Below are 11,532 nucleotides of genomic sequence, written 5' to 3' on the forward strand. Positions count from 1 at the left end.
ACCGCCATGAAGCGGCGAAGCGCAGGCCGGAATGTACCGGTGGTGGTTTCAGTCGATTGGGGTGCGACCGGGAAGCATGCGCCCCATCACCGGCTTCTTCCTGATCGCGTGCAGCACGACGGCTGCCAGATGCACGGTGATCATGGCGGTCAACGACCACGCCAGAAAAACGTGTGCGCCGTTGAAAAATGCGTTGAAGCGCTCGTCTGGCCAGCCGGGCTTGGGCAACACGATGCCGAAAAAGCGCATCGGATATTGCGTGAAGCTGGCGGACAGGTAGCCTGCCAGCGGTGTCAGCACGAGGAGCATATAGAGCAGATGGTGCCCCGCAGTGGCCAGCTTATGCTCGACTTCCGACAGTCTCAAGTCGGCTGGCGCCGGGTGGCTGCGGCGCCACAGCAGACGCAGGATCACCACGGCGAGCGCAACGATGCCAAAGGACTTGTGTACGCCGATGGCAAAGCTGCGCTCCGGCCCCTTGGGCAGTTCGGACATGTACAGTCCCCACGCAATCAGGCCCAGCACCAGGATCGCGTGCACCCAGTGCAACAGCATGGTGCCGTACCCGTAGCGTTGCGTACTCATCTGATCTGCACACCCCAGGGCAGCTCACCCACCTCGACCTCGCCAAGACGGACCAGCTTTTCGGTATCGATCACGCTGACGGTGTTGGAGCGACCATTGGCGACATAGAGCTTCTTGCCGTCGGGCGTGATGGCCATGTTCCACGGGCGCTTTCCGACCGGGATCGTGGCGATCATGGTGTTGCTCGCGGTGTCGATGGCCATCACCGTGCCGTCGCGGCCGTTGGAAACGAACACCCGCTTGCCGTCCGGGCGGATGGCGATGCCGTTGGAGAAGTTGCCAACCGGAATCTTCGCAATGACGGCGTGGCTGGCGACATCGATCGCGTACACGGTATTGGCCAGTTCGCAGGCAACGTAGGCGCGGCTGCCATCAGGGGTGAAGCCGATGCCGCGCGGGCGCTTGCCTACGGGAATCTGCGCCACCTGCTTGCGGCTCGCGACATCGATTACATCGACCTGTTCAGCGTCTTCCGCGCTGGCGTACAGCCAGCGACTGTCGGGGCTGAACACCGCATGCTCGGGGTTTTCGCCCTTGACCGCGATCTTTGCCAGGATGACGCCGGTGGTGGCGTCGAGCAGCGCGACCTTGTCCTCCTCCTCGACCGCGACCGACAGGTAGCGCCCATCGGCGGAGGCGTAAGTGCCTTCTGGTGACTCGCCCACTTTCCAGTCGGCAACCTTGTTGCCGCCGGGAAGCGCCAGTACCACGACCGATTCGGTCGGCGCATTGGTCAGAAAGAGGTGCTTGCCGTCGGCGCCAACGGCGATGCCGCGCGGCCTTTCGCTGGGCTTCAGGGTGAGTACGACTTGATCGTTCGCGGTATCGATGACGCTGACCGTACCGGATTTCTCATTGGGGACATATGCAAAGGGGGCCGCGCCGGCAATGACGGGCGTCAGGCCACCGAGCGCGGCGCATAGCAAGGCGATGCGCAGCGGCCGACTGCGGTTTGCGAAGTGAGGGCTCATGGTCAGGTTCCTGCAGGAAGGCGGTGGGTTGCGCCATGTTCGCTGAAGATGCGGCTGAGTTCTCCGCTGCGCTGTATGTCGGCCAGGGCGTTGCCGAGCGCGGCTGCAAGTGCGGGGTGGTCGGCCTTGACCGCCATGCCCAGCGGCCAGCCGGTGACGCGCAGCTCCGGCATCTGCAGGGTGTCGATCACGGTCCCGGGAATATCCTTGAATGCGGTTTCCAATTCCGTTCGGGTGCCGATCACCGCTGCCACCTCGCCTGCTTTCAGCCCTTCCGCCGCCAGCGGAATGCTGCGGTAGTGAGTGACCTGGTCGCGCAAACGGCCATTGAGTACGTTGAGCAGAAAGTCGCTGCCATGGGTGTCGAGCTCTGCGCCGATGCGTTCGCGGGTGAAAATCTCGAAGGCGTTGGCGGCCGATCCGGCGATGGCCGGAATGCGCGCGGCATTGCGCGCAATGGCCATGGTTTCCAGGTGATAGGGTGCGAAGATCGTGACCTTGTCGTTGTTCGCGGCGAAGTTGCGATCGACCGGAACATGCAGCATGACGTCGCCCGGCCGGGTACCCAGGTAGTGACCCTTCCACACCATGTTGCGCAGGTCGTCGTTCATGTCCTCGTCGGCCGGAAACTCGACGAATTCGGGACGCAGGCTCAGTTTGGCGGCCAGTGCCCTGCCCAGTGCGACGTCGATCCCCTTACCCTTTGCCGACCACGGCGGATAGTCGGCATAGACGGCGATGCGTAGCGCGCCGGCCTGCTGCAGTTCGAGTTCGGTTGCGGCGCGGGCGGGCAGCGCAGTGGCCACCAGCAGTGCGCCTGCCCCCATCAGAAAGTGTCTGCGTTCATTCTTCACGGACGGTCTCCAACCATGCACGAATGGCCCACATGGCCTCCTGCTGAAGGATACCCTCGAACGGCGGCATGTACACGCGGCCGTCGCGGCTGGCGCCGTGGCGGATGCGATTGAGGAAGATCTCGTCGCCTTCGTCGCCTTCGGGCAGGTAACGCAGATCCGGCGCGATCCCGCCGGAGATGGCGCCGAGGCCGTGGCAACGGGCACAGTTCTGGTTGAACGCAGAGTCGCCGATACGGATGGCTTCGGGATTCTTGCGATAGGGGTTGCTGTTGAGCCATTCCGTGCCGACTGGCTTGAGCGTCGATACGTCCACTGCCTGCGGCGTGACGTCCCCGTGAGCACCCGCGAGCAGTGACACGCCGGCCAGGGCTGCGGCGCAGGCGGCCTGGCGCAACGAACGGGTGATTGTCTCCTTGTTGTACTTGTATTCCACGATTCGACTCCTCATGACTGGTCTGATGTTAATGCACGTCTTGGTTGCGTGTGCCGGTTGGGCCGGTGTGCCAATGCTCTGCAATCCCTGTGCCACTGTTGCCGGATTCCAGCGCTGGCAAGGAAATTGCTGACGGTGCTGTAGTCGATCGGGTGCAGCAGTTGCTGCGCATCGTGACAGGTGCTAAGTTTTGGAACATCCCCCTACAAGAATAGACAAACGGGGGTCTGGAGGAGACGAAATGGCAGGTCATCCCATGGCCGCGACACCGCACGAATTGCGTGTGCGGGAGGCGCGGCAGCAGTTTTTCGAGCGCGGTGAATGCGCGGATGTCGAGTTGTCGCAGGACGTGCTGCGCTCGTGGCTGCGGTGCCGCGACAGCGGCGTCGATTTTCAGTACGACGGACGTGGCGATCCGGAGGGCCGCCTCGGACTGGATGAAGCGCGGGCACGCAGTGAAAAACTGCTCAGCAACGCGGCCGGCATCATGGAGCACGTGTTCGAGCAGATTCGCGCTTCGGGCAGCATGGTGATCCTCGCCGACAACCGCGGCATGATCCTGCACAGCATGGGCGATCCCGATTTTGTCAGTCGTGCGCAGCGCGTGGCGCTACAGCCCGGATCGTCGTGGAGCGAGGAGCTGCGAGGCACCAACGCGATCGGAACGACGCTGGTGGAGGCGGCGGCGGTCGAGGTCAATGGCGCCGAGCATTTTCTGGAACGAAACGGCATCCTGACCTGCAGCGCGTCGCCGGTCTTCAATCCTGCCGGTGAGATTGCCGGGGTGTTCGACATCTCAGGCGACTATCGCGGAAATCAGCGCCATACGCTCGGGTTGGCGCGCCTGGCTGCGCAGTTGCTCGAGAAGCGGCTGTTCGAGATCGAGTTTGCGCGCGAGGTGCTGGTGGCATTTCATGTGCGTCCCGAATGCGTCGGCGGCCTGCAGGAGGGTTTGCTGGCAGTCTCGGCCGAAGGCCGCATCGTGGGCGCCAATCCGGTCGCGCGTGCCTTGCTGGGCATGACGTCGGCGATGCCGGCGGGGGTGGAATTCAGCAACCTGTTCCGGTTGTCGTTCGGCACCTTCATTGACCGCTGCGCGCGCGATGTGTGCTCGCTGCAGGCACTGGAGACGCGCGGCAGCGACCCGCTGTATGCGCGTCTTCGCGGCAGCGTACCGGTGCTCGGACGAACGACTGCCCGCGCCGAGAACCCTGCCGCTGCGGGGCGTAACGAGACCGTTGGCAGCGGCGCCCGCCCGGCGCCGCCGTGCGACCGGCGCAACGGGCGTGCGACCCTAGCATGTCTGGCCACCGGAGACGAGCGTCTGCAACTCGCGCTCGATCGCGCCGCGCGCATCATGGGCAAGGACATACCGCTGCTGATCCAGGGCGAATCAGGCGTCGGCAAGGAGCTCTTTGCGCGCGCCTTCCACTATTCGAGTCCGAGGCAGGATGGACCCTTCGTGGCGGTGAATTGCGCGGCCATTCCGGAAAATCTCATCGAGTCCGAACTCTTCGGCTACGTCGGCGGCGCCTTTACCGGCGCGCGGCGCGAGGGCTCGGTGGGCAAGATCCAGCAGGCGCATGGCGGCACTCTGTTCCTTGATGAGATCGGCGACATGCCGCTGGCCATGCAGGCGCGTCTGCTGCGGGTGTTGCAGGAGCGTTGCGTGACACCGGTCGGCGCCCAGCGCCAGGTGCCGGTGGATATCACGCTGGTATGCGCGACTCACCGCGTGTTGCGCGATTCGGTGCGCAACGGCAGTTTCCGCGAGGATCTGTATTACCGCGTCAACGGGCTCACCGTCACCTTGCCGCCACTGCGTGACCGCAGCGACATCCGTTCGATCGTGGCCAATATTCTCGCTGCCGAACTCGACGGTTCCCGTGACGCAGAGTCGGTGGTCATCAGCGAGGAGGTGCTCGATTTCTTCGAGCGTTACCCATGGCCGGGCAACGTGCGTCAATTGCAGAACGTGATCAGGGTGGCGGTTGCGCTGCTCGATGCGGACGAGCACGAGATTCTGCCGCTGCATTTGCCCGAGGAACTGTTCGGCGCCGATCCCATGGATGACGCCGAGAGCGGACAGGCCGCACCCGTTGGCGACTCGCGTCCGGGGCAGGCGCAGGTGGCGGTCGCTGCTGCCGGACGCAGTCTGGACGAAATCGAGCTCGACGCGATTTCGCGCGTGATGCATGAGGTCGGCGGCAACGTGTCGGCCGCCGCAAGGCGCCTTGGTATCAGTCGCAACACGCTCTATCGCAAGATCGGCCGCATGAATTGAGAGTCGGGCCGGCATGCCGGCTATTCTGAATAGGGGTTTTCCTGCGCTTGTCCCTTCCCGGGGTGGGCGTATCCTCGAAGGCAGGTATGAAGTGTGCTTCATAGCAATTGCTTCATGCGTGCCATAACAATGTCTTCAATGTTTCGGAGGAGAAGGTCGATGTGGAAATCACTTCATATTGATCCCGCAAAGTGTACCGGCTGTCTGCAGTGTGAGATGGCCTGCTCATATGAGCACACCGGGGTCTTCAATCCCAGCAAGTCGCGGATCAAGGTATTCAACTTCGAGGCCGAGGGGCGCAAGGTGCCGTACACCTGTACCCAGTGCACCGAGGCCTGGTGTCTGAATGCCTGTCCGGTCGATGCGATCCGCATCGACCTCTCCACCGGTGCCAAGATGGTGTTCGAGGACACCTGTGTTGGTTGCAAGGTGTGCACGATTGCCTGTCCGTTTGGCACGATCAACTACAACCAGGACTCGGGCAAGGTGCAGAAGTGCGACCTGTGCGAGGGTAGCCCGGCCTGTGCCGAGGCCTGTCCCACGGCGGCGATTACCTATATCGACGCCGACTGGACCGGGCTGGACAAGATGCGCGCCTGGGCCGCCAAGGCCAATACGCCGACCACTGCTGCCTGAGGAGGAGAAACCATGGGCTGGAATCGAAAAGTCCTGCGCGTCGATCTGACCGCGGGCACGTGCAAGGAAGAGCCGCTGAACATGCAGTGGGCGCAGGATTACCTGGGTTCGCGTGGGCTGGCAACCAAATACCTGGTGTCCGAGATCGATCCCAAGGTCGATCCGCTGTCGGCAGACAACAAGATGATCATGGCCACCGGGCCGCTGACCGGCACCATGGCCTCGACTGGCGGCCGCTATACGGTGGTGACCAAGGGGCCGCTGACCGGCGCCATTGCCTGCTCCAACTCCGGCGGCTTCTTCGGTGCGGAGATGAAGTTCGCCGGCTGGGACATGATCATCTTCGAAGGCAAGTCGCCGAAGCCGGTCTATCTGTTCGTGGAGAACGACAAGGCTGAACTGCGCGATGCCGGCCATCTGTGGGGCAAGAGCTGCTGGGACACCGAAGAGACCATCAAGCACGAGTTGCAGGATCCTCTGGTGCGCGTCTCCTCGATCGGCGTGGCGGGCGAGAACCAGGTGTTGTTCGCCTGTGTGGTCAATGACCTCCACCGCGCAGCCGGCCGCTCCGGCGTCGGTGCGGTCATGGGCTCGAAGAACCTCAAGGCGGTGGCGCTGCGCGGCACCAAGGGTGTCTCGGGGATCAAGGATTTCCGCGCCTTCATGAAGGCCACGACCGATGCCAAGAAAGTGTTGGCCGACAATGCGGTCACGGGCCAGGGGTTGCCGACCTATGGCACCCAGGTGTTGATGAACGTGATCAACGAGATGGGCGCGTTGCCCACGCGCAACCACCGCGATGTGCAGTTCGAGGATGCGGGCAAGATCTCCGCCGAGGCGATGGCCGAGAAGCGTCCGAGCGACGGCAAGTCGCAACTGGTGACCAATGCAGCCTGTTTCGGCTGCACCATTGCCTGCGGGCGCATCTCCGAGATCGACAAGGGCCACTTCACGGTCAAGAACAGTCCCAAGTACTGGGGCGCAAGCGGCGGTCTCGAGTACGAGGCGGCGTGGGCGCTGGGTGCGGCCAATGGCGTGGGCGACCTCGAAGCCTTGCAGTACGCCAACATGATCTGCAACGAACAGGGCATGGATCCGATCTCCTTCGGCGCAACCGTGGGCGCGGTGATGGAGCTCTACGACATGGGCGTCATTACCAAGGACATACTCGGCATCGAGGCGCCCTTCGGCTCTGCCGAAGCGCTGGCGAAGATGGTCGAGATGACGGCGATGGGCGAAGGCTTCGGCAAGGAAATTGGCCAGGGTTCGAAGCGCCTGTGCACCAAGTTCGGTCACCCGGAGCTTTCGATGAGCGTGAAGGGGCAGGAATTCCCCGCCTACGATTCGCGCGGCATTCAGGGCATGGGTCTGACTTACGCCACCTCCAACCGTGGCGCCTGTCACCTGCGTTCCTACACCGTCGCCTCCGAGGTGCTGGGCATTCCGGTCAAGACCGATCCGCTCACCACCGAGGGCAAGCCCGAGCTGGTCAAGGCCTTCCAGGATGCGACAGCGGTGTTCGACTCGGCCGGCATCTGCGTGTTCACCAGCTTCGCGTGGACCCTGGCCGACGTGCAGCCGCAACTCGACGCGGCCTGCGAGGGCGAGTGGACGATGGACAAGCTCAACGAAGTGGGTGAGCGCATCTGGAACATGGAGCGCATGTTCAACAACGCTGCCGGCTTCACCGCCAAGGATGACAATCTGCCGCCACGCCTGACTACCGAGCCGGCCAAGGTCGGTCCGGCCAAAGGCTTGGTAAACGGGCTTGCGACCATGCTGCCGGAGTATTACAGGATTCGCGGCTGGACGCCCGAGGGCGAGCCGACGACAGAGACGACGGCGCGTCTCGGATTGTAGTGGCGCGCATGAGTGCGGAACGGGGCAACCCGTTTCCGCCTCTTCCCTGCGAAATCGCTTAGGCAAGGACTGCGGGTGCGGCAAGCGTTCCACCCGCGGTCGTGCATTGAGGATGCTTCATGAAACACCTGATACTCGGAAACGGCCCCGCTGGCGTGGTGGCTGCCGAAACCCTGCGCCGCGCTGCGCCGCAGGACGAAATCGTACTCGTCGGGAACGAAGATTCGCCTCCTTATTCGCGCATGGCGATTCCCTACCTGCTGGAAGAAAACATCGACGAGAAGGGAACCTGGTTGCGCAAACAGCCGGGTCATTTCGAACAGTTGCGTATTCGCGAGCTGCGCGGGCGGGCGGTCGCCCTCGATACCGAGAAGCAGCGCATGCTGTTCTTCGACGGTCATTTCGAGGACTATGACCGCATGTTGATCGCTACCGGGTCGCATCCGGTACGGCCGCCCATTCCCGGCGTCGATCTGCCGGAAGTTCAAACCTGCTGGACGCTGGAGGATGCGCGCGCGATCGCGCAGCATGCTCAGCCCGGCGCGCGCGTGCTGCAGCTGGGCGCCGGTTTCATCGGCTGCATCATCATGGAGGCGCTGGCCAAGCGCGGTGTGGCGCTGACCGTGGTGGAGATGGGCGACCGCATGGTGCCGCGCATGATGACGCCCAAAGCGGGGGGCATGATCAAATCCTGGGTTGAAAGCAAGGGCGTCAAGGTGGTCACATCGGCCGGCGTGAGCCGTATCGATCGGGGCACGGACGCGCCGCTGACGGTGACCCTGAGTACCGGCGACAAGCTCGATTGCGAACTCGTTATCGTTGCTGCGGGGGTGGCACCCAACGTGGCCTTCCTCGAAGGTACGGGTGTGCATGTGGCCAAGGGCGTTCTGGTCGACGATCGCCTCGAGACCAGCGTCAAGGGCATCTTCGCCGCGGGCGACGTTGCCGAGGCACCTGACCTGTTCACCGGCGCCCACCTCGTTGCCGCAATCCAGCCCAACGCAGCCGACCAGGCGCGGGTGGCCGCGCTCAACATGGCCGGGCGCAATACGCGCCTGAATGGCGTGCTGGCAATCAACGTGCTCGATACGCTGGGGCTGATCTCGACCTCGTTCGGGCAGTGGTGGGGCGAGAAGGCGGAAGCCGGCGGCGAAGGCGTCGAGCATGTGGATGAGGCGCGGAGCCGCTATCTCAGTCTCCAGTTCAAGGGTGACGTGATGATCGGGGCAACGTCGATCGGCCTTACCGAGCATGTGGGCGCCCTGCGTGGGCTGATTCACGGCCAGGTGAAGCTCGGGCCGTGGAAGGCGCGTCTGTTGGCCGCGCCGCTGCAGTTTGTCGACGCCTACGTCGCGACCTCCCAGCCTATGGCGCTGGCAAGGTGAGTGCGCAGCTCAAGATGAAGATCGCGTTCAAGCTGTTTGCCTCCCTGACCGATTACCTGCCGGCCGATCGTAAAGGCAATCGGCTGGAGCTGGAGGTCGACGAGGGGACGACGGTGGCCGACCTGATCCGGCGCTACAACGTGCCGGAAAAGAGCGCCCACCTCGTACTGGTGAACGGAGTGTTCATTCCGCCGTCCGAGCGAATCCGCCATCGCCTGCAGGCGGGCGACGAACTGGCGATCTGGCCGCCGATTGCCGGCGGCTGAGGATGGCCTTCATCAACGGCCCGGTGCCGGAGGTCGTCGAGCGACTGGTGACTGCGACCGCCACAGCGTTCGAACGCGACCTGCGGGCGGCGTGGCCCGAGGTGGGGCGCTCGGTGTCCGGCGCGCTGCTGCTTGCCTGTGATGACCTGCACCTGACGATCGAGCTCGAGGTCTTGCCGCAGCGCCGGCTCGGGCTGTTCGAGTTGCCTCAGCTCAAGGTGCGCTATGTCTTTCAGGGGGGCGATGAGGCGGCGCGACGGCGCTGGCTTGCGCTGCTCGATCGCTCGATGCAGAAGGGTGGCGGCTGAGGCTTCGTGAGCAGTCACCGCGGCCGCCGGTTGGCCGCTCGGCGGGTGCGCACGCCGCAACCGGCTACGGCAGCCCTTCCGTTTCGGGTATTCTCCGGGCGATGTCAATGTTTACGTCCACCTTTGTCGACGCGCTGGGGCTGCTCGCGACCTTCGATGCGCGTGTGGGCGAGATCGTCTGGCTGTCGCTGCAGGTCAGCGGCGGCGCGGTACTGCTGGGAACGCTGATCGGGCTGCCGCTGGGCGCCTGCCTTGCGGTGGGACGCTTTCCCGGAAAGCAGGCGGCATCGATACTCGTCAATGGCATGATGGGCCTGCCGTCTGTCGTGGTCGGCGTGGTGGTCTACCTGTTCCTGTCGCGCTCCGGGCCGCTTGGCGAATTCGGTTTGCTCTACACGCCGTCGGCGATGGTGATTGCGCAGACCTTGCTGGTGGTGCCGCTGATGGCGGCGATCTCGCGCCAGGTGATCGAGGACGTGTGGCAGCGCTATGCCGAGGAGCTGCAGGTCATGTGCTTCAGCTGGTGGCAGAGTGTGACCACGCTGCTGTACGACTGCCGCCATTCCCTGATGGTGGCCGTGCTGGCCGGGCTGGGCCGGGCGATGAGCGAGGTGGGCGCGGTCATGATCGTCGGTGGCAATATCGACCGATCCACGCGGGTGATGACCACGACCATCGCCCTGGAGACCAGCAAGGGTGACCTGCCATTGGCGATCGCGCTTGGCATGGTCCTCATCCTGATCATCCTCGCGCTCAATGCGCTGGCCTTCTTCGTACGCCGGTGGGCCATGCGGCACTATGACTGAGCCCCGGACCATGTTTCCCATTCGCATTCGTGACCTGCGCTATTCGCCTAATGGGCATGCAGTGCTCGACGGTATCGACCTCGAGCTTGGGGGGGAGGGCATTACCCTTATCATGGGACCCAATGGCGCCGGCAAGAGCATGCTGCTGCGTGTGCTGTGCGGTCTGGTCGAACCCTGCGGCGGCAACATCGACTGGGGAAGCGGCGCACGTCCTGCGCGTGGGGTGATGATGGTGTTCCAGCACCCGATGATGCTGCGGGCGTCGGTGCTCGCGAACGTCGCACTGGGTCTCAAGCCGCTGCGGGTCACGGCTTCGAAGCGCAGGCAACAGGCACTGGCGATACTGGACCGCATCGGTCTTGCCCATCGCGCGGACGACAGCGCGCGGCAGCTGTCCGGTGGCGAACAGCAACGGCTGGCACTTGCCCGTGCCTGGCTGACCCGGCCCCGCCTGCTGTTGCTCGACGAGCCGACCGCAAGTCTCGACCCTTCGGCGAGCGCGGAGGTCGAGCGCATCATTCGCGAGATCCGTACCGACGGTACCCGCATCCTGATGGTGACCCACAATCTCGGGCAGGCGACCAGGATGGGGGACGACATCGTGTTCCTCAGTGCCGGCAAGGTGCGTGAGCACACATTGACGCAACGCTTCTTCGCCCGCCCGCAGTCTGTCGAGGCCAGGCTGTTCATTCAGGGCGAACTGCCGTGGCGGATGGGATTCTAGCGGGCGAAGCGATATTCACCCTGTGTTCATGATGGTCTTTCCATAATCCATGCCATGCCATCTCGGCATCGAAGCAACTTATGGAGGGAAATCATGAAAGTCCGAGTGATTTGCGCGGCAGTGGCATTTCTGACTGCAGCCACGCCCGCGCTTGCTAGCACGTTCTGCACGGCCGCACCACGATCCACCTGGCTGCCGCAGGTTGAGATGCTGCAGCGACTCGTCGACGCCGGTTATACGATCGAGCGCTTCGAGATCACCGATGGTGGCTGCTATCACTTCCAGGGATATGACAAGGCGGGAAAGCCACTGAATATCGATTTCAGTCCCGTCGACGGTCAGGTTGTGCAGAAACGGTCGGCCTGAGTTGTCATGCGATGAACGTAGTGCCTGAATGATTGTGCTCCGCCTGGCGGC

Annotated in this window: 13 protein-coding genes; 9 read left to right on the forward strand and 4 right to left on the reverse strand. The window is 63.7% G+C overall.

Features of this window, described 5'->3' with window-relative positions; all coding sequences use genetic code 11:
• Nucleotides 1-48 precede the first annotated feature (48 nt).
• Genes J5J83_RS22040 through pedF form a run of 4 tightly spaced genes read right to left on the reverse strand, consistent with a single transcriptional unit; the run spans nucleotide 49 to nucleotide 2,846 of the window.
• Nucleotides 49-585, reverse strand: coding sequence for a cytochrome b (locus tag J5J83_RS22040; protein WP_212352345.1), 537 nt, complete (start codon nucleotides 583-585; stop codon nucleotides 49-51).
• Nucleotides 582-1,556 (reverse strand): beta-propeller fold lactonase family protein, encoded by a 975-nt coding sequence (locus tag J5J83_RS22045; protein ID WP_212352347.1) that lies wholly within the window; start codon nucleotides 1,554-1,556, stop codon nucleotides 582-584. Before J5J83_RS22045 ends, J5J83_RS22040 begins: the two co-directional genes overlap by 4 nt.
• Nucleotides 1,557-1,558: 2 nt before the next feature.
• Nucleotides 1,559-2,410, reverse strand: a complete 852-nt coding sequence (locus J5J83_RS22050) for a transporter substrate-binding domain-containing protein (RefSeq protein WP_212352349.1) — start codon at nucleotides 2,408-2,410, stop codon at nucleotides 1,559-1,561.
• The gene (gene pedF, locus J5J83_RS22055; protein ID WP_349251935.1) at nucleotides 2,400-2,846 is read right to left on the reverse strand and encodes a cytochrome c-550 PedF; all 447 of its coding nucleotides are present in this window, start codon (nucleotides 2,844-2,846) and stop codon (nucleotides 2,400-2,402) included. Before pedF ends, J5J83_RS22050 begins: the two co-directional genes overlap by 11 nt.
• Nucleotides 2,847-3,087: 241 nt before the next feature.
• On the opposite strand from pedF, the gene J5J83_RS22060 reads away from it, so the two are divergent.
• The 9 genes from J5J83_RS22060 to J5J83_RS22100 all read left to right on the forward strand — a co-directional run bounded on the left by J5J83_RS22060 (nucleotide 3,088) and on the right by J5J83_RS22100 (nucleotide 11,481).
• On the forward strand, nucleotides 3,088-5,130 hold the full coding sequence (locus J5J83_RS22060; protein WP_249115819.1) for a sigma-54-dependent Fis family transcriptional regulator: 2,043 nt from the start codon (nucleotides 3,088-3,090) through the stop codon (nucleotides 5,128-5,130).
• A 159-nt stretch (nucleotides 5,131-5,289) separates the two neighbouring features.
• On the forward strand, nucleotides 5,290-5,766 hold the full coding sequence (locus J5J83_RS22065) for a 4Fe-4S dicluster domain-containing protein (RefSeq protein ID WP_212352354.1): 477 nt from the start codon (nucleotides 5,290-5,292) through the stop codon (nucleotides 5,764-5,766).
• A gap of 12 nt (nucleotides 5,767-5,778) precedes the next feature.
• The gene (locus tag J5J83_RS22070; protein ID WP_212352356.1) at nucleotides 5,779-7,626 is read left to right on the forward strand and encodes an aldehyde ferredoxin oxidoreductase family protein; all 1,848 of its coding nucleotides are present in this window, start codon (nucleotides 5,779-5,781) and stop codon (nucleotides 7,624-7,626) included.
• Nucleotides 7,627-7,745: 119 nt separating this feature from the next.
• Entirely contained in the window at nucleotides 7,746-9,011 is a 1,266-nt protein-coding gene (locus J5J83_RS22075; RefSeq protein ID WP_212352358.1) for an FAD-dependent oxidoreductase, read from the forward strand.
• A gap of 14 nt (nucleotides 9,012-9,025) precedes the next feature.
• The gene (locus J5J83_RS22080; RefSeq protein ID WP_212352359.1) at nucleotides 9,026-9,277 is read left to right on the forward strand and encodes a MoaD/ThiS family protein; all 252 of its coding nucleotides are present in this window, start codon (nucleotides 9,026-9,028) and stop codon (nucleotides 9,275-9,277) included.
• Between the two features lie 2 nt (nucleotides 9,278-9,279).
• Nucleotides 9,280-9,585, forward strand: a complete 306-nt coding sequence (locus J5J83_RS22085) for a hypothetical protein (RefSeq protein ID WP_212352360.1) — start codon at nucleotides 9,280-9,282, stop codon at nucleotides 9,583-9,585.
• A gap of 101 nt (nucleotides 9,586-9,686) precedes the next feature.
• Nucleotides 9,687-10,391 carry an ABC transporter permease gene (locus J5J83_RS22090; protein ID WP_212352364.1) on the forward strand — a complete coding sequence of 235 codons (705 nt, stop codon included), beginning with the start codon at nucleotides 9,687-9,689 and terminating at the stop codon, nucleotides 10,389-10,391.
• A 10-nt stretch (nucleotides 10,392-10,401) separates the two neighbouring features.
• Nucleotides 10,402-11,115: a phosphate ABC transporter ATP-binding protein gene (locus J5J83_RS22095; protein WP_212352366.1), complete on the forward strand. Its 714-nt coding sequence runs from the start codon at nucleotides 10,402-10,404 to the stop codon at nucleotides 11,113-11,115.
• A 93-nt stretch (nucleotides 11,116-11,208) separates the two neighbouring features.
• The gene (locus tag J5J83_RS22100; RefSeq protein ID WP_212352367.1) at nucleotides 11,209-11,481 is read left to right on the forward strand and encodes a PepSY domain-containing protein; all 273 of its coding nucleotides are present in this window, start codon (nucleotides 11,209-11,211) and stop codon (nucleotides 11,479-11,481) included.
• Nucleotides 11,482-11,532: the final 51 nt, after the last annotated feature.

It is taken from the genome of Azoarcus sp. L1K30 (assembly GCF_018122735.1).
In the GTDB taxonomy this organism is placed as follows: domain Bacteria; phylum Pseudomonadota; class Gammaproteobacteria; order Burkholderiales; family Rhodocyclaceae; genus Parazoarcus.